The sequence below is a fragment of the Acinetobacter chengduensis genome (genome assembly GCF_003664645.1).
Taxonomy (GTDB): domain Bacteria; phylum Pseudomonadota; class Gammaproteobacteria; order Pseudomonadales; family Moraxellaceae; genus Acinetobacter; species Acinetobacter chengduensis.
Map to the genome: position 1 here is coordinate 86128 of NZ_RCHC01000004.1, position 18774 is coordinate 104901.

Annotated in this window: 19 protein-coding genes, 1 pseudogene and 1 riboswitch; of the genes and pseudogenes, 17 read left to right on the top strand and 3 right to left on the bottom strand. The window is 38.8% G+C overall.

Translation table 11 applies throughout. The features are described 5' to 3' along the window. Positions 1-86: 86 nt before the first annotated feature. Positions 87-341 carry an HAD hydrolase-like protein gene (locus tag D9K81_RS18835; RefSeq protein WP_407923620.1) on the bottom strand — a complete coding sequence of 85 codons (255 nt, stop codon included), beginning with the start codon at positions 339-341 and terminating at the stop codon, positions 87-89. A 586-nt stretch (positions 342-927) separates the two neighbouring features. On the opposite strand from D9K81_RS18835, the gene D9K81_RS04815 reads away from it, so the two are divergent. The 11 genes and pseudogenes from D9K81_RS04815 (at position 928) to D9K81_RS18645 (ending at position 13017) form a co-directional block, all read left to right on the top strand. Next, positions 928-1821 carry a LysR family transcriptional regulator gene (locus tag D9K81_RS04815; protein ID WP_120374043.1) on the top strand — a complete coding sequence of 298 codons (894 nt, stop codon included), beginning with the start codon at positions 928-930 and terminating at the stop codon, positions 1819-1821. 173 nt (positions 1822-1994) lie between these two features. Next, positions 1995-3029 (top strand): taurine ABC transporter substrate-binding protein, encoded by a 1035-nt coding sequence (gene tauA, locus D9K81_RS04820; RefSeq protein ID WP_120374044.1) that lies wholly within the window; start codon positions 1995-1997, stop codon positions 3027-3029. A 10-nt stretch (positions 3030-3039) separates the two neighbouring features. Continuing rightward, positions 3040-3825 (top strand): taurine ABC transporter ATP-binding protein, encoded by a 786-nt coding sequence (locus D9K81_RS04825; RefSeq protein ID WP_120374045.1) that lies wholly within the window; start codon positions 3040-3042, stop codon positions 3823-3825. 1 nt (position 3826) lies between these two features. Then, positions 3827-4693, top strand: coding sequence for a taurine ABC transporter permease TauC (tauC, locus tag D9K81_RS04830; RefSeq protein ID WP_120374046.1), 867 nt, complete (start codon positions 3827-3829; stop codon positions 4691-4693). A 30-nt stretch (positions 4694-4723) separates the two neighbouring features. After that, entirely contained in the window at positions 4724-5569 is an 846-nt protein-coding gene (gene tauD, locus D9K81_RS04835) for a taurine dioxygenase (RefSeq protein WP_120374047.1), read from the top strand. Between the two features lie 258 nt (positions 5570-5827). Continuing rightward, positions 5828-5941: riboswitch (guanidine-I (ykkC/yxkD leader) on the top strand. A gap of 29 nt (positions 5942-5970) precedes the next feature. After that, a complete protein-coding gene (locus D9K81_RS04840) occupies positions 5971-6708 on the top strand; it encodes an urea amidolyase associated protein UAAP1 (RefSeq protein WP_120374048.1) in 738 nt (245 codons plus the stop codon). A gap of 11 nt (positions 6709-6719) precedes the next feature. After that, on the top strand, positions 6720-7370 hold the full coding sequence (locus tag D9K81_RS04845) for an urea amidolyase associated protein UAAP2 (RefSeq protein WP_120374049.1): 651 nt from the start codon (positions 6720-6722) through the stop codon (positions 7368-7370). A 3-nt stretch (positions 7371-7373) separates the two neighbouring features. Then, positions 7374-10979: an urea carboxylase gene (gene uca / locus D9K81_RS04850; protein ID WP_121523142.1), complete on the top strand. Its 3606-nt coding sequence runs from the start codon at positions 7374-7376 to the stop codon at positions 10977-10979. Between the two features lie 85 nt (positions 10980-11064). Beyond that, the gene (locus D9K81_RS04855; RefSeq protein WP_120374051.1) at positions 11065-12441 is read left to right on the top strand and encodes a hypothetical protein; all 1377 of its coding nucleotides are present in this window, start codon (positions 11065-11067) and stop codon (positions 12439-12441) included. A 130-nt stretch (positions 12442-12571) separates the two neighbouring features. Then, a complete protein-coding gene (locus D9K81_RS04860) occupies positions 12572-12787 on the top strand; it encodes a type II toxin-antitoxin system Phd/YefM family antitoxin (protein ID WP_198488401.1) in 216 nt (71 codons plus the stop codon). Continuing rightward, a pseudogene (locus D9K81_RS18645) lies at positions 12750-13017 on the top strand (type II toxin-antitoxin system RelE family toxin). The gene D9K81_RS04860 and the pseudogene D9K81_RS18645 overlap by 38 nt, the downstream one beginning before the upstream one ends. Positions 13018-13024: 7 nt before the next feature. Here D9K81_RS18645 and D9K81_RS04870 read toward each other — a convergent pair. Further along, on the bottom strand, positions 13025-13396 hold the full coding sequence (locus D9K81_RS04870; protein WP_198488400.1) for a winged helix-turn-helix transcriptional regulator: 372 nt from the start codon (positions 13394-13396) through the stop codon (positions 13025-13027). A gap of 128 nt (positions 13397-13524) precedes the next feature. On the opposite strand from D9K81_RS04870, the gene D9K81_RS04875 reads away from it, so the two are divergent. After that, positions 13525-14391: an SDR family oxidoreductase gene (locus D9K81_RS04875; RefSeq protein ID WP_120374053.1), complete on the top strand. Its 867-nt coding sequence runs from the start codon at positions 13525-13527 to the stop codon at positions 14389-14391. A 28-nt stretch (positions 14392-14419) separates the two neighbouring features. Continuing rightward, a complete protein-coding gene (locus D9K81_RS04880) occupies positions 14420-15052 on the top strand; it encodes a nitroreductase family protein (RefSeq protein WP_120374054.1) in 633 nt (210 codons plus the stop codon). Between the two features lie 227 nt (positions 15053-15279). On the opposite strand, the gene D9K81_RS04885 is transcribed toward D9K81_RS04880, so the two are convergent. After that, positions 15280-16350, bottom strand: coding sequence for a zinc-binding metallopeptidase family protein (locus D9K81_RS04885; RefSeq protein ID WP_120374055.1), 1071 nt, complete (start codon positions 16348-16350; stop codon positions 15280-15282). A gap of 384 nt (positions 16351-16734) precedes the next feature. Between D9K81_RS04885 and D9K81_RS18760 the strand changes: the two genes are divergently transcribed. From D9K81_RS18760 to D9K81_RS04900, 4 genes are read left to right on the top strand one after another with little or no spacing between them, the layout of a single operon-like run. Then, the gene (locus tag D9K81_RS18760) at positions 16735-16857 is read left to right on the top strand and encodes a hypothetical protein (protein ID WP_265091329.1); all 123 of its coding nucleotides are present in this window, start codon (positions 16735-16737) and stop codon (positions 16855-16857) included. A 5-nt stretch (positions 16858-16862) separates the two neighbouring features. Next, complete coding sequence (locus tag D9K81_RS04890; protein WP_120374056.1) at positions 16863-17300, top strand: CopG family ribbon-helix-helix protein; 438 nt, start codon at positions 16863-16865, stop codon at positions 17298-17300. 16 nt (positions 17301-17316) lie between these two features. Continuing rightward, positions 17317-17517 carry a hypothetical protein gene (locus D9K81_RS04895; protein ID WP_120374057.1) on the top strand — a complete coding sequence of 67 codons (201 nt, stop codon included), beginning with the start codon at positions 17317-17319 and terminating at the stop codon, positions 17515-17517. After that, a complete protein-coding gene (locus D9K81_RS04900; protein WP_120374058.1) occupies positions 17514-18536 on the top strand; it encodes an ABC transporter substrate-binding protein in 1023 nt (340 codons plus the stop codon). Before D9K81_RS04895 ends, D9K81_RS04900 begins: the two co-directional genes overlap by 4 nt. The last annotated feature ends 238 nt before the right edge of the window (positions 18537-18774 follow it).

Here is an 18774-nt window from a genome sequence, read left to right on the forward strand (position 1 = left end):
GATGGATTGAGCGATCAGTAAATATTCAATAAAAAAACATCTGCTTTAAAAGCAGATGTTTTTTTATGCTTTGCGTATATGAGTATTTACATCCAGTAACTGCAACAGATCTTTAAAACGAGGGACAGAGTAATTAACACGTTCTTTATTTGAGTGGCTTCATGCATTGAATATTCATCCTGAATGGCAACGACATCAATCCCTGCAATATTGACGACTTCAACATCAAATAATGAGTCTTTTACAATTAAGCATTCCGCACTGTTGATGGCAAAATGATTTAGCGCTTTTAAATACACTTCAGTATATGGCTTAATGTTGGTCACATCTTCACGCGTCAAAACTAAATCAAAATGGCCTGATTATTGTGAGCATAGCATTTCACATTGCTTAAACTCATTGTTGTAGTTAATGCAACCGCTCTGCACTGAGATGTGACAGCCTGTAACTTTCTTTAAGAAAGTTACAGTACTCTAGGTAGGTGTCTAAACAATTTTTATACCTTTTTAATTGATGGTCACGTTGTTATTGTATGCTGTTGAATCAACTTTTCATCAACCTGATTCCATCCCCCGACGGAATCAATTAAAGCCCCATCTCAATCAAAACAGGTTAATTTTTTATCTTTTAGCACGTGTTTATCCTATTATGTTTGTGACTATTATCTCGTGTACATGCAACAAATAAGAATAAAGCCCAATGTATTTTAAAATGATTTGAATGAATTGTTTAGCTCATTTTTTTGTGTTTTAAGTACCTGAGTAAATACTTTAAATAGGTACAAAAAGATAAGTTTATTCAGTTAAAACCAAATGCAACAATGCTAGAAAAAGCATGTTATTCGCAGTACTATTTCAACAGATTATTTAAACTAGCAACACAGGGATGTGTTGTTTAATGTGATTTAACCTGAGGACAAAAGCTAACGTGTTTGAACTGGACTGTAAGCTATTAAGTGTATTTTTATATATTTATAAATTTAAAAGTGTTTCTTTGGCTGCAGAGCACCTAGACATGAGTCAGCCAACGGTTAGTAATATTTTAAACAAAATACGTCAGCATTATAACGATCCGCTTTTTTTACGTATCGGCAATGAAATGTTGCCTACGGAACTTTCTAAGCAACTTTTTCCACTTATCAGCGAAGCTTTAAGTAAAATCGAGGCCATCAATAATTTTAGTATTGATTTTGACCAAGCCATTTCAGACCAGCAATTTACCTTGGCAATGACCGATGTATCACATTTGGTTTTATTACCTAAAATTTCGCAATATTTAAAGAAAAATGCATCACATATTCGCCTCAATGTTCGCCCAATTACCACAGAAACCAGTTATCAAATGGCCAATGGTGAAATTGATTTAGCCTTGGGTTTTTTACCTCATTTGGAAAATGGCTTTTATCAACAAAAATTATTCGAGCAATACTATGTGGTGATTGCCGCCAAGGACCATCCGCGTTTAACAGGCGAGCATATCACAACCGAGCAATATTTGGCAGAATCACATATTGATATTGATGCAGGTATGGGACATTACCATATTGAAAATGAATTAATGAGTCTTGGGCTCAAACGTGACATATTAATGCGCTTGCCAAGTTATTTAGGAGTTGGATTGGTGGTACAAGATACAGATGCCATTGCCACAGTACCGTACTATCTGAGTGAGGTGTTACTCTCACGTGGTAATCTCAAAATTTTTGATGCGCCAATTGCTTTTCCAACTTATGGCGTTAAACAATATTGGCACATGTCTTGCCATCACAAGGCGAGTCATCAATGGTTACGCAGTATGTTCCATGATATATTAATGAGATAAAATGATAAAAATCAATCATATTTCTTCGGTTCATTTGCTTGACATAAAAATGCATAAGTATTGCATGAAATGGTAAATGCCAATTTGTGATAACCATTGTTGATTAATTTATTTTTCATCATAAGGCAGGCTGTCTAGCATATTCATCAGTAATTATTATTTCTGAAAAATATATGAGCAGTAAATCCAAACCTTTAATTATTACAGCTGTAGTTATCATTGCTATAGTTGCCTTTGTGTATTTTCAAAGTAAAAAAAATCCGTCTGAAAACTCTACTGCTGCTATTTCTCAAGCAGATCAAAAAGTTGTCGTGATTGCCTATCAAACGGGTGTAGATCCAAGCAAGGTTGCACAGGCTACGGGTGAATATGAAAAAGATAGCCAACGGCAAATTGAGTGGAAAAAATTCGATACTGGCGCAGATGTAGTCAATGCCTTAGCTTCTGGTGATGTTAGCATTGGCAACATTGGTACAAGCCCTTTAGCTGCGGCAGCAAGCCGTGATCTACCCATTGAAGTGTTTTTTGTAGCGGCTAAACTTGGTGCATCGGAAGCATTAGTGGTAAGTAATCAATCTGGCATTCAAAAGCCTGAAGATCTAAAAGGCAAAACTATAGCTGTTCCTTTTGTATCTACAGCGCACTACAGTCTACTTTCAGCATTAAAGCATTGGAATTTGACAGAATCAGATGTCAAAATTATTAATTTGCGACCACCAGAAATTTCAGCAGCATGGGAACGTGGTGATATTGATGCAACCTATGTATGGGAACCAGCCTTAAGTAAAGCGAGTGCTACTGGTAAAGTATTAACCGATTCTAAACAAGTGGGTGAATGGGGAGCACCAACATTTGACGTATGGGTCGTACGCAAAGATTTTGAAGAAAAAAATCCTGAATTTTTAAAATCTTTTGTTCAAACATCTTTAAAGAAAATTGATGAATACAATAAAGATCCAAAGGCATTTGAAGCTAATGCAGTCTACATTAACAGCATTGCTCAATTAACAGGATCAGATGCCAAAGATATTCCATTGTTATTATCTGGCAATATTTACTTAAATCAGCAACAACAAGCGAAGACCTTCAGCACAGATTTTGCCAAGAATATTTTAGATACAGCGACATTCTTAAAAACTCAAGGCAAAGTAGATAAAGTTAAATCTGACTATAACAGCAATGTGACAGCCTTATTTGTTCAGCCTTAAGGATATGAATATGAGTATCTTAAAAGCAGAAAATATTAGTTTGACCTTTCCAGATCAAAGTATTTCAGTACTGAAAAATATCAATTTAGATGTACCTGAATCGACTCTAACGGTTGTACTTGGTGAATCTGGTTGTGGCAAAACGACACTTTTGAATATTTTGGCAGGTTTTCAGCAACTCAGTGCAGGGCAAGTCAAAATTGATGAAGAAGTATTAACTGGCCCAGATGCTCGACGTGCTGTGGTATTTCAAGAACATGCTTTATTGCCGTGGCTGAATGTATCGGAAAACGTTGCGTTCTCTTTAAAGTTAAAAGGTCTAAAAAGTGCTGAGATTCAGACACAAGTGGCATTTATTTTAGACACAGTAGGGCTGTCACATGTTGCGAATTCCAACATTTGGGAGCTTTCTGGTGGGATGAAACAGCGTGTGGGTATTGCCCGTGCCTTGATTAGCCATGCACCCTTTATTTTACTAGATGAACCTTTTGCAGCTTTAGATGCATTCACGCGCGAAAATATGCAAGAGTTTGTACTGAATTTATGGATTAAACAGAAAAAAGGCTTCTTTCTCATTACCCACGATATTGAAGAAGCACTTTTGTTGAGTAATCAATTAGTCATTATGACTGCACGACCTGGGACAATTGTAGAAACGTTGAAGCTCAATTTCGCTGAGCGCTATCGTGCGGGCGAGTCTATCCGTGCGATTAAATCTGATTCGCAGTTTATTGAGTTACGTGAAACATTGTTTGAGCGTTTAAAAGCGCAAAAATTACATGCGCTGGAATCCTAATATGAATACACAAATTCAAAAAATAGCTAGGGCTAATCTGAGCGAAAAGCATGTAAATATCGCTACATCTCAATCCAATACATTAATCATTTTAATGAAGAGAAATTTACCACTGATGATAAGTATGATCAGTGTACTCAGCATTTTAATACTTTGGTTTGTAGTTACAGCATTAAAACTTATTCCAGAGCTGTTTTTACCCAGTCCTGTCGCGGTATGGCAAAAGTTTATTGAAGTCAGTCAGCAAGGTTTTATGAAAGCCACTTTATGGCAACATTTGGCTGAGAGCATTGGTCGTGTATTTAGTGCGTTGATTGTGGCCATTATTGTTGGTGTGCCACTGGGTTTATGGATGGGGCTAAATAAATGGGTGCGCGCTGTATTTGATCCACTGGTAGAATTGCTCCGCCCGATACCACCCCTTGCATATTTACCACTACTGGTCATTTGGTTTGGTATTGGCGAGACAACCAAAGTATTACTTATTTTCTTTTCAATTTTAGCGCCGATTATTATTAGTAGCGCGCATGGTGTGATTAGCCATCAAAAAAACCGTGAACGAGCGGCTTTATCCTTAGGTGCATCAAAGTTTCAGGTCTTACAATACGTGATTTTACCCACGGCATTACCACATATTTTGACAGGTATACGCATTGGCTTAGGGGTGGGCTGGTCAACCTTGGTTGCGGCAGAGTTGGTGGCTGCTGACCGCGGTATAGGTTTTATGATCCAGTCGGCTGCTCAGTTCTTAATAACGGATACTGTGATTCTCGGCATTATTGTGATTGCGATAGTGGCTGTAAGTTTTGAATTATTTTTACGTTGGTTGCAAAAACAGCTTGCACCTTGGTATGGCCAACAGTTGTAAATAGATTGAGAGATTAAAGAAGAAGTCATTATGTCATTGCAAATTAAGAGCATTAATTCAAATATTGGTGCAGTTATTGAAGGTTTGGATTTGAACCAAGCAGATACTGAGCTGTTGCAGGAAATAAAACAGGCTTTACTTGACTATCAAGTGATTTTTTTTAGAAAGCAATCGCTAACTGCACAGTCTCAAGTCAAGCTAGCAAAAGCATTTGGCACTTTACATATCCATCCCATTTATCCTTCCATGGATGATGCGCCAGAAGTGATTGTTTTGGATAGCCACAGGCAAGATCTCAGAGATAACGATCTTTGGCATACGGATGTGACGTTTAGTCAGACACCTCCATTAGGTTGTGTGTTACAAGCCATTAAAATTCCAAAATTTGGTGGTGATACCCTTTGGGCGAGCGGTACTGCTGCATTTAATGCATTAAGTGAAGATTTGAAACATCAACTACGTGGCTTAACGGCAACACATGATATTCGCAAATCATTTCCATTGGAGCGTTTTGGCACGACTGTAGAAGACCGCGAACGACTAGAAAATAGTTTCCGAAAAAATCCGCCAGTGGTGCATCCTGTGGTACGAATACACCCTGAAACAGGTGCAGAAATTCTTTTTGTGAATGAAGGTTTCACTACGCGAATTAATGAGATTTCGGAACAGGAAAGTGATGCAATGTTGTCATTTTTATTTGAACATGCCGTAAAAGAAGAATTTCACTTACGCTGGAAATGGCAAGAAGGTGATGTAGCGATTTGGGACAACCGTTGTACGCAACATAAAGCATTGTTTGACTATGGTGATGAGCACCGTATTATGCACCGTGCCACTGTGAATGGCTCTGTGCCATTCTATAAAGTAGCCAGTTAACAGCTTCTACATATTTTTTTCATAAAGACTGAAATAAAAGCCCAATTCTATGATTGGGCTTTTTTATTTAAATATGCGTTCTTGTGAACAAGCATGCACAGGAATGATGCAACCATAATGAGAGAAAAGGTTCAAAATTAGAGCAATTTTAGTTGAGTGTTTGATTTAAATCTCGAAAAATCTGCAGAATTATCAGTAATACATTATTTAAAAATCGTAATACTGAATTGGCACAGCCTTTGCATCTATCTACACCATCATAAAGTGATCTAGGGTTCCGATACATGAACATTCATGTAGGTCTGCGACCGAGAGTTCACGGCTAGGTTTTATAAAGCCCAAGCTACACGGAGGGATAAAAGCCCGGGAGGTAAACCGTAAAAAGATTGGGATAGATGCACATGAGCACAATAACTTATCACGAAGATCAAGTCCGCTGGACTGAACGTTTACCGGGTGGACACCACTGGTCAGCACGCATTCAGCGTGGCGCAGTTTTACAACTTAAATCCTTAGGCGCAAATGCCAATGTTTCACTATTTTGTGTGAATAGCGAAGATAAGCTTGAAGCCTATAACATGCCAGACAGTCTCAAAGGTCAACACACTGCATTTTTAAGCACAGGGCATATTTTAGCGTCTGATCTTGGACGTGCAATGGTTTCCATTGTCAAAGATGATCACGGTTGGAATGATGCCTTTTGTGCGCCAAGTACCTCAGAGCAAATTGAAACTCAGTTTGGCACGCAAACCTTCCAAGATGCCCGTAACGACATGTACCGCAATGGCAAAGACAGCTTGCTTTTAGAGATGACCAAATTCGGTTTATCTGCGACGGATCTGAGTAATACTTTAAATCTCTTCTCAAAAGTACAACCAGATGACAACGGCAACTTGTCTTATGTTGCATCTGACAATACCGATCAAGTAATTGAACTACGCTTTGAAATGGATTGCTTGGTGTTTTTATCTTCAGCACCACATGCCTTAGATAATTCGACTGAATATGCACCTGCTGATATTCAACTCTCACTCTTTAAAGCACTTCCTTTAGGTGAGACCGATGTCTGCCGTGATTCGTGCCCGCAAAATCAGCGCGCATTCCAAAATAATAATCGCTACTACGCTTTAACTGCATAAGGGGAATAATCATGACTGCACTCGTCAACCTAGAAAAATCTGTGCTCAGTGAAGTATGTCCTGCTGGTGAAGCATGGATGTGCGAAGTCAAAAAAGGGCAGTATTTCCGTATTGTCGACCTTGAAGGCAACCAAGCGGTGGATACGCTATTTATCTCGGCATCCAATCCCGAAGAGCGTTATAGCGCAACCGATACATTGGCGATGAACCGTCAAATTTACTTAGAGAAAGGCACAACGCTGTATACCAACTTTGGCAATCAAATCGCCACCATCAACGATGACAACTGCGGTCGCCACGACACTTTAGGCGGTGCATGTTCATGTGAAAGTAACACGGTACGTTATGCCCATGACAAATTCCCAATGCACAGTTGCCGTAACAATTTCATGATCGCACTGTCACAACATCCAATTGCGAAAAAGCATGGCTTAAACGTGCGCCATATTGGGCCAAATATTAACTTTTTTATGAATGTACCAGTGACTTCCGATGGTCACTTAAAGTTTGATGATGGTATTTCTGCACCGGGTAAATATGTCGAAATAAAAGCCGAAATGGATTTGATCGTACTGATCTCGAATTGCCCACAACTGAATAACCCATGTAATGCCTATAACCCAACTAAAATTCAACTGATTGTCCGCGAAGGCGAGGTATAAAAAATGTTTAATAAAGTACTCATCGCCAACCGTGGTGCAATTGCGTGTCATGTTATTCGTACCCTGAAAAAATTAGGCATTCAATCGGTTGCAGTCTATTCAGAAGCCGACCGTGATTCACTGCATGTGACTTTAGCGGATGAAGCGGTCTTTATTGGTGACGCACCTGCAAGCCAAAGCTATCTCAATGTCGATAAAATCTTAGACGTGGCGAAACAAACGGGCGCACAAGCGATTCATCCGGGTTATGGCTTCCTCTCTGAAAATGCCGAATTCTGTAATCTATGTGAAGCACAAGGCATTGTATTCTTAGGGCCTAATGCCGAGCAGATGAAAGCTTTTGGTCTGAAACACACTGCACGTGAGTTGGCAATTCAAGCCAATGTGCCGTTACTTCCGGGGAGTCAATTACTCGCTGATGAAGGTGAAGCAGTGCTTGAAGGGGAACGGATTGGTTATCCTGTCATGCTCAAAAGTACCGCAGGTGGTGGCGGGATCGGCATGCGTTTGGTGTGGAATGCTGAAGAGCTGAAAGATGCCTATGCAACCGTGTCTTATTTAGCGCAAGCCAACTTTAAAGATGCTGGTTTATATCTAGAAAAATTTGTGCAAAATGCCCGTCATATCGAAGTGCAAATCTTTGGTGATGGTAACGGCTTAGTTTTAGCTTTAGGCGAGCGTGATTGTTCGGTGCAACGTCGTAACCAAAAAGTCATTGAGGAAACGCCTGCGCCACACTTAAACGATGAGCAACGTGCTTATATCCAAAATGTCGCGATTCAGTTGATGCAATCGGTGAATTATCGTTCGGCAGGCACTGTTGAATTTGTCATGGATACCGACACGCAAGAATTCTATTTCTTAGAAGTGAATACCCGTTTACAAGTCGAACATGGCGTCACTGAGCAAGTCTTTGGTGTCGATCTTGTGGAATGGATGGTGTCCTTAGGCAGTGGTGATTGGGTTGCACCAACATCAACTTTAGAATCAAAAGGCCATTCGATTCAAGTGCGTTTGTATGCTGAAGATCCAATCAAAAATTTTCAACCAAGTGCAGGGCTTTTAACGCATGTCGAGTTTGATGCCAATGCCCGAAATGAAACGTGGGTAGAAACAGGTTCAAACGTATCGTCTTTCTATGACCCGATGATTGCGAAAATCATTGTGACAAGTGAGACCCGTGATTCTGCAATTCAAGCCATGACCGATACACTCGCTAAAACCCAAGTTGCCGGCATTGAAACCAATCTTGAATATCTACAAAACATTATCGACTGTGATGTATTTAAAGCAGGCACGCAAACCACACGCTTCTTAAATACCTTTGAGTGGAAAACTCAAAAAATTGAAGTGCTACAAGCCGGTATTCAAACCGCCGTGCAAGATGTCACAGGACGTTTGGGGTATTGGGATGTTGGTGTACCACCATCAGGTGCGATTGATCCTCTGTCTTTAAATGTCGCAAACCAACTTTTGGGCAATGCACCGAATACCGCAGGACTCGAATGTACCCTACAGGGGCCAAGCTTAAAATTCCATTGCGATAGCCAAATTGTGCTTGCAGGTGGCGATATGCCATCGACTTTGGATGGTGTGGCTGTACCAATGTGGCAAACCGTGAATGTGCGTAAAGGTCAAGTGCTGAAATGTGGCAAGATCGCCACTGGTTGCCGTACTTATATCGGCATTAAAGGCGGTCTAAACGTCCCTGAATATTTAGGTTCACAAGCGACCTTTACCTTAGGTCAGTTTGGCGGTCATGCAGGGCGTAATTTATTGATTGGCGATATGCTTCCAATCACGGCATTTATATCCGATGAAGTGAATGCATTAAGCGAAGATCAAATCCCGACATTCTCAAACTCTTGGGAAATTGCGGTGATGTATGGTCCTCATGGTGCGCCTGATTTCTTTACCAAAAACGACATTGATACTTTCTTTGCCAACGAGTTTGAAATTCACTTTAACTCGAGCCGTACCGGTATTCGTTTGATTGGACCTAAACCTGAATGGGCACGTCAGGACGGTGGTGAAGCGGGTCTGCATCCATCCAATATTCATGACAATGCATACGCAATTGGTGCAATCGACTTTACGGGTGATATGCCGATTATTCTCGGGCCAGATGGTCCAAGTTTGGGTGGTTTCGTCTGTCCTGCGGTAGTGATTAATTCTGAGCTTTGGAAATTAGGTCAGCTCAAAGCAGGTGATAAAGTTAAATTTGTACCTGTGAGTTATCATCAAGCGAAATTGCTGAATGAAAAATATCATGCACAATTAACTGCTGAAAATACGCAAGCAGTCACTTTTGATGAATCGTTCTATCCTGAAATCAGCACCTTAAAATCTGCCATTTTAGATACCTTAAAAGGTCAGAATGGTACGCCTGATGTGGTGTATCGTCCTGCCGGCAACAACTATATGTTGGTTGAATATGGTGAATTGGTTTTAGACTTAAACCTGCGTTTCCGTATTCATGCGCTGATGCAATGGGTCAAAGATCAAAATATTCAAGGCATTATTGACCTGACACCGGGTATTCGTTCACTGCAAATCCATTTTGACTCGACCCAGCTTGATCAGATTGATTTATTGCGTCTACTTCAAGTGGCGGAAGAACAACTGCCTGATGTCACCGAGATGCAAGTGCCATCACGTACGGTGTATTTACCGCTGGCTTGGGAGGATTCACAAACGCAATTGGCGACTGAACGTTATATGCAAACTGTGCGTCCAGATGCGCCTTGGTGTCCGGACAATATCGAATTTATCCGTCGTATTAATGGCTTAAAAGACAAACAAGCCGTGAAAGATGTGGTCTATAACGCCAGTTATTTGGTCATGGGCTTGGGCGATGTATATTTGGGTGCGCCTGTGGCAACGCCACTTGATCCACGTCAGCGTTTAGTCACCACCAAATATAATCCTGCACGGACATGGACACCTGAAAATGCAGTGGGGATCGGCGGTGCGTATATGTGCGTGTATGGCATGGAAGGTCCGGGTGGTTATCAGTTTGTCGGACGTACCTCGCAAATGTGGTCACGCTACCGCAAAAACCCTGATTTTGAACAAGGTATGCCGTGGTTATTACGCTTCTTTGACCAAATTAAGTTTTATGAAGTATCTGAAGCGGAACTCATGCACATGCGTGAGGACTTTAAAGCAGGTCGTTTAAAATTACGCATTGAAGAAGGTGTACTCAACCTAAAGGAATACAACAACTTCTTAACCGAAAATCAAGAATCTATTTCGACATTTAAAGCGGTGCAACAAGCCAATTTTGATGCAGAGCGTAAGCGTTGGCATGAAGCAGGGCTTACGGAATATGTGTCTGAAAGTCTAGATGCTGTAGATGATGGTGAAGGTGTTGAAGTGCCTGAAGGTGGTTGTGCCGTTGAATCACACATGCCGGGTTCAATTTGGAAAATTGAATGTCAATCGGGTGATATTGTGGAAGAAGGTGCAACGCTTGCGGTGATTGAAGCGATGAAGATTGAGATTCCGATTATTGCACCTGAGCGTATGCGTGTTGATGCCATTACCATTGAAAAAGGGCAAACAGTGAAAACGGGACAAGTATTGTTTACGTTGGCGCCAGTGGCTTGATAAAGATGAGATAAAAAGACCGTCCATAAGGGCGGTTTTTTGATTAAAATAAATGAATATATAAAACCTATTGATCATAATATTTATGAATAAAACTTATTTCTTAACGTTCAAAGTCAAAGCTTTAAAAAATAACTTAGAATGGTGTAAATATAAAAATATTAGAGCAACCTGTTGGGTGAAGACATTTTCTGCAATCAGTGCTTATAGAGAATGTGTTCATTACTTAAAGGGTGAAAATCTTAAAATTCAAGGATTAGATGAGTCAATTGTAAATGTGACACGTGAAATGTTTATAGACCGAGATATTGGCTTAGAGCATTTTGATAATGCACAAAAACAAGGATTCTCTATTTTTTATTTTGGAGTAGATGAAAGTTTGGCTGAATCAAAATTTGTAAACTTTGAATCTAAGGAAAAAATAGATATTGGTCAGATATTGAAGAATAAAAACTCAATGGATAGACATCAATTTTGTTTACATCCGAGAGCTGGGGACGAATGTGATAAAAAAATTATTAATGCCCACTCAATTCAAAATAGTCAGTCTCTTTCATCTATCGCCAAAGATGGACATGTATATCATCTAACTCATAAATATAGACATCAAACAAAAACCTATTTGGAATATGAAAAAATAGGGATAAATAAAGCCTCAGTTTTTAAAGGCTTTTGTAAGAAACATGATAATGAAATTTTTCAGCCGATTGATAATACAAAACTAGAACCAAATGCAGAACAAGTTTTTCTATATGCTTATCGCTCCTTGTGTAAAGAAATTTATCAAAAATACAAGGTTATCAATGCATTGAAAGAAAATATACCTTTGATACCCAATAAGAATCAAGAAGATTTAACTTGGCATTTACTTGGTAATCAGAAAGGTTATGAAGAACTAATAAAAATCAAACAAAACTATGATGCCACTTTTCTGAATAAGTCATTTGATAGGGAGTTTTTATATTTAATTTTTTATTCAGAGACACCAATGAATCTAGCATTTTCATCGTTAATCTATCCTGATTATGATTTTCAGGGAAATTTATTGCAAGATTTAAGCGATCTTAAAAGTGATAGAGACTTGATTACTTATTTTTCAGCACCGATGAAACGTGGGTGGGGTTATGTATTTGCTTGGCATATAAAAGATAATACTTCATGTGAGCCATTTATTATAAGTTTAGGGAGAACAATTGAAACAGGTAGGTCAATTGAACATACGCTATTTCAATATATGATTTTAAATTCAGAAAATCATGCCTTTTCACCAACTTGGTGGGAGAGTTTAGAGGAATCTGAACGATCTCAGATTCTTTATGCCGTTAATCATAAGCTCGACATGATGTCTCGAAAAACATCTAGCCAAGAAAATGATGATATCCCAGATGTATCTGATTGGATATTTAATGATATTTTAACAAATATACAGTGGTTTAAAAAAATGCTTGAAACATCCAATTAACAGGTCTTTTAAAAGGTCTTTAAATTGGTTATTATTTATCTATTGTTTACATATCTAAGTCATCGCCAAAACCAACAATATTATCCATTTACACTTTATCGCAAGCGTATCAGATCTAAAAAAGAACCCAATGGAAGTCGTCAATAACGGCTTTGGTGAAGCAGTCGCGATCTTAAACCGTAACAACCCAGCATTCTATTGTGTCCCTGCGGATATGTATGAACGCTTGATGGATCTGATCGAAGACAAAGAACTACTGAAACTTGCTGAAGAAGCGCAAGCGGAAGACACTGTAAAGGTAAGCCTAGATGACCTACGAGCTCGATTTCACAAAAACCGCGCTTAAAAAATTTGATAAGCTGAATCCGCAAATCGCAGAACAGTTCATTCGTATACTCGAAACCATTTTAGACAATCCAAAAAATCCCGAAAAACAAACTGAGTGGCTCAGTTGACTTATATAAAGTCAAACTTAGATCAGCAGGCTATCGCTTGGTCTATCAAGTCATTGATGCAAAAATTGTGGTACTTTTCTTAGATGTCGACTGTCGAGATAGCATTTATAAAAAGATGTAGAACGAAATTATGCATCCTTATGTTCTTGTCCCCAAACAGCCATTTTCACCATTAACTTTTCTAGTTTTCGTCCTGAATCTGTCAAATCATACATTGTCGTTGTACGCCCTGATTCAGGGTCTATACAGTCAATTTTGTGTACCACATTATTTAGTTCTAATTCTTTTAACTCTTTGGAAATCATACGTGGGCTAATACCTTGTAGTAAACGCTCAATTTCATTAAAACGACGTGGTTGTTTAATCATCGTCGCGACAATCGCCAGTTTCCATTTGCCATTAATCACGTTCATGGCATTTTTGAGCGCAACAATAAACTTCACGTTGCACTGATCTGCTTCACTGAGGGTGTCTGCATCTTTCGCCATAAAATCATTCATAGTTCAATCCTATCTTAAACTGAATTTAAGGGTATTGATCATAATAATCACTATACAACAGTATAGTGAACTTCGTTTTTTCCTACCGTATAACTTTATACAACGAAATAAAAAATACAGGGCAGCACATGATTTTGGTGACAGGCGCCACAGGAAACTTAGGTCAAAACGTCGTTCAACATCTGCAACAGCATTTGGCATTAAATGAATTTGCAGTCTTGGCAAGAAGCCAAAGTAAAGCACAGCATTATTTGAATCAAGGCATTAAAGTGATTTATGGCGATTTTGATCAGCCTGAAACTTTAAAACACGCTTTTCAAGGTATAGATAAATTGCTGTTGACTTCGACCATGGAACAAAATCGTTTTGAACAGCATAAAAACGTGATTGATGCTGCAAAATATGCAGGTGTTAAACATGTGTTATATACGGGCTTGGCTATTCGAAATATTCAAACCTCAGCAGTAGAAGACTTAATGATCAGTCATTTCCAAACGGAAAATTATTTAAAAAACAGTGGCCTGACCTACACTTTTTTGCGTAATACCATGTATGCCGAAGCGATTCCACAAATTATAGGTGAGCAAGCCGTATCCAATGGTTTAGCCTTAGCTGGTGGTGTAGGCAAAGTTCCTTATGCCACACGTGCAGAGTTGGGTGAAGCAACGGCAAATGCAATTATGCAAGATGGTCATGAAAATAAAATCTATTCGCTAGTGGGTAGCCATGCATATAGCTATCAGGACATTGCAGATCTGCTGTCTGAAATCTCAGATCAAAAGGTAAATTATCAAAATTTAGACGACTCAAGTTACATGGACTTACTGCAAAGTATTGGTCTACCAGATTTTTTAGTTTTTTTAACGCATGGTACGGTGTGTGATATTCAGCAACATCAATATGAAGTGTCCAGTACAGATTTAGAAATGTTACTGGGACGCAAAACACAATCGCTCAAAGATTATTTAACAACGGCTTACACCTCAAATTCTTAATTTATTTTTACTTTATAGGGATACAAAAATGAAACTTTTAGAAGCACTCAATTGGCGTTATGCAACAAAGCAAATGACGGGTGAAAAACTTGATCAATCGGATGTTGATTTAATATTGGAAGCTGCACGTCTAGCACCAACATCTGCAGGTTTACAGCCATTTCATATTATTTCAATCAGTAATCAAGAACTTAAAGAAAAAATTTCCCCTGTAGCTTTAAATCAGCCACAAATTATTCAGTCTTCACACTTATTGGTGTTTACTGCATGGGATTCTATTTCTGATGTGCAAATTGATCAACGCTATGATGCAATGAATGCCTTAAGAAATTTATCTTCTGAAAAGACTGCAAAGACGGTTGCAGGCTTAAAACAACTGTTTGCCAGTATGACGCAAGAACAGCAATATCATCATGCTGCAAAGCAGGCACATATTGGATTTGGAATGGCTATCGCGGCTGCGGCAGAGCTTGGTATTGATGCCACGCCAATGGAAGGCTTTGATAAAGATGGCTTAGATAAAGTGCTAAACCTAAAAGAAAAAGGTTTAAAATCAGTGGTGTTACTGGCATTAGGTCGCCGTAATTCAGAAAATGATTGGTTGTTAAATTTGAAAAAATTCCGCATCACTCGTGAAGAGTTTGTTACAGATATTCAATAAATACAGCACACAACAAAAAGATCCATAAGGATCTTTTTGTTGATCTTTTTTTTAATATATAAGCTATGTTATGAACATAATTAGTGGGATATTTATGCTTAATAAAAATTAATACAACTACATAAATTTAATCTAAATAAATTAGATAACAATGACTTAAGCTTATATCTCACAGCGCCAAACTTATAGAAAAACTAACATAATAGATCTTCATTTATACTTTTAGGCTAATGATTCAGTGCGATACTCAGCATTTTATGATGAATAAATCTCAATTTATCTAAAACAGGACTCGAAAGCGTAAAGGGGTAAGCATCATCTAAGCCCATACTACGGTTCAACGCATTTAAATTAAAGGTTAATGTCATCCAGTGTTGAAGCAAAAGGTCAAAATCCTGAGCACCAATAGGATTCTCTTTAAGTTCTAAATTATTTAAATCGGAGGTATTGGTTTTGACCACCAGTCCAGCATAGTAGGCTGTTTCTAGGGTGTCCATCATGTGTAAATAATGTGCCCAAGTTTCAGCCCAGTCTTCCCAAGGATGTGTGCTGGCATAAGAGCTGACATAAAAGTCTGCCCAGTTTTGTGGCGCGCCGTCGTTATAGTGACGTTTCAGAGCTTCACTATAGTCTTGGCGCTCATCACCAAAAAGTGCTCGAAATTCATCTATTAATTCAGGATGCAAATGTTGCATTAAGTCAAAATAATAATGACCACTTTCATGACGAAAGTGCCCGAGCAATGTACGATAGTTTTCACCCATTTTCACCCGTGTAGTTTCACGATAAATAACATCTGCTTCACTGGCATTGAGGGTAATCACCCCATTGGCATGCCCAGTCATCACGGGGAAATCTGCTACTGGCATTAAAAAGTTAAAACGTAGACCAAAACGGTCATCATCGTGCTTTTTATGTCGTGGCATGATATTTAAACGTTGCATTAAATATAAAAAACGGCGTTTTGCATGCTCTAAACGTGCCCAATATACAATATGGTCTGGGTTGTCTAATGAAGGAATCGTATGCGTGAGTAGGCAGGACTCACAGTAAATTTCAGTACTTTCGGCAGGAATAACCCAGTTACACACTTGATGGTGCTGATAGTTATAGCAAGGTTTAAAGCGCTTACCTTCTATGGATGGATTTAATGCAAGCCACAATGTATCGCTATGTTTGGTAAAACCACACATATTTTTTTCTGTAGCACTGTAACCCAGCGTTGTGTTGCAGTTTACACAGTGTGAATTGGCAAAAAACACCTGATTGCCACACGTGCTACATGCGAAATACTTCATAAACTGTTGCCATCCTAATGATATGACTAATGCAAACTACAAGGTGTTAGCACAATATTTTTACATAATTAAAATGACCTTACAGCAGTGTTTTGTGAACTTAAAGTGAATTACCACATCGTAGCCAATATTGAATCAGTTAATCTCGATCAGGTTAATTTCTCTGAAATTGCATGTATATATAACGATATAAAGATCTGCCTATATATGCACAGTAAAAATGATGTTTAAGCCCTAAGTTTGCGCATACGCATTAAAATTGCGCAATTATTCATCAGTAAAATACAAAAATAGCTAGTTCAACCACAAAAAACTTGGCATGCATTCTGCATTTAAACGGGTATTACGAAAAATTATTTTGGTAATACCTAAAAGGAGCATCGCATGAAAAACGCTTATCTATCTTTAATGTTGCAAATGCTCAAGCTGTTCAAGCCATTTATGGTTGACCTTTTTAGCGCACGTGCTGGTTTTTATATTAAACAAAATCAGGCTGATAAAGGGTAAATGCGATGCCAAAACAAAAGTTGGCGCGTATCAGTATTACTGTGCCAGAAAAAACGGTAGATGCGCTAGATCAAAAAATTGTTGATCAGCATTATGAAAGCCGATCACAAGCCATTGTTGACATGATCAATAAGCATTTAATCGCAGATCAAGAGCAACGTAATGAAGTGATGGTGGGCACATTTACCTTGCTTTATGACGCCAGTGTTACAGCGCTACGTATTCAGCTTTTGGATTTGCAACAGCAATTTTTAGAGCAAGTGGTGAGTTCTCTACACATCCAGCTAGATGATCATAAAATTTTAGAAGTCATGATCTTACAAGGCTTAAGTACAGAGTTAAAAGCGATTAGCCAACACTTTATTGCCTTAAAAGGTGTGACCAAAGGACATTTGGAATTGATGAATGCAGTCATGCCACCTATTCCTCAAAACGAAAAATAACAAAGGAGCTTGAAAAATGGGCCAATTCAATCGTCCACAAAGCCAAACAGATATTTCTGCCGAAATGGGCAAACAGCAACATGCTGTAAATACAGATCAGCATGCATCCAACATTGTTAATGACGTTTCTAAACCAAGCGATAAGCTGGATGCATATTCAATTTTAACTATCAATACTCAGTTTAACTGCAATACCATTGGGGAACTCGCACTATGATGAGAACAGCATTTTTATCTACTTCAGTGATTGGCGCTATGTTGTTGAGTGGTTGTGATAACAAGGCAAAAGTGCCTGAACCACAAACTAAAGCTGAAGCTACAACGGTAAGCAAGCCGATTAGCATTGGCTATAGTGACTGGCCGGGTTTTGTTGCTTGGCAAGTGGCTATTGAAAAAGGCTGGCTTAAAGAAGCTGGAGTGAATGTGGAATTTAAATGGTTTGATTATTCTGCTTCGTTGTCCGCGTTTGCAGCGAATCAGTTGGATGCCGTATTGGTGACCAATGGCGACAATTTGGTCACAGGATCTGGCGGTACCAAAGGTGTCATGATTATGGCGACAGATTACTCTGCGGGTAATGATGTCATTATTGCGAAACCTGGAATTGAATCGATCACTGATCTTAAGGCAAAAAGTATTGCGACAGAAAAGGGCTTGGTCGATCACTTGCTGCTCGCTACAGCGCTAGAAGATGCAAAAATCAAAGCATCAGATGTGAAATTGGTTAACACCATGACCAATGAATTGCCTCAGGTATTTGCGAGCCCTGATATTTCAGCAATTGCGGTATGGCAACCTGTTGCCAATCAAGCGCTCAAAGCAGTTGCAGGCTCAAAAATTATTTATAGCTCTAAAGATAAGCCTGGCCTCATATATGACACATTAACCGTAAATATGACGCATTTATCTGCTAATAAAGAAGAATGGAAAAAGATCATTCAAGTCTGGGATAAAACGGTTAAATACATTAATGATCCTGCAACTCATGCCGATGCAGTAAAAATTATGTCCACACGCGTTGGTGTCGATCCTGCACAATATGAACAGTTTATTGGTGGTACGCATTTATTAGATTTAAACGCCAACAAAAAAGTATTCACCAAAGGTGACGGTTTTGACTCACTCTATGGATCGAGTTATCACGTGAATAAATTTAATGTTGCGAATGGCATTTATAAAACTGAAATGGATGTAGATGGCTCAATTTATCCAGCTTTGGTACAAGAGCTAAAATAACTGCATAACATGTCGGATATCCAAAATCTTTCTAATCAAAGCTCTGTAAATATAGGGCTTTGATTATTGTGAAATATTGCTGATATTGACTGTTGAGGTTTGCTCTTAGGTATAAAAATTTTTTGCCTAAAATGATACATAACTTAGAACGATTCAAACCGCGTATTTATTTCAAGCCTGTTGTGGAATGATGAAAAAGTAATATGAATTGCTAAGGCGGTGGAACTATAATATCTAT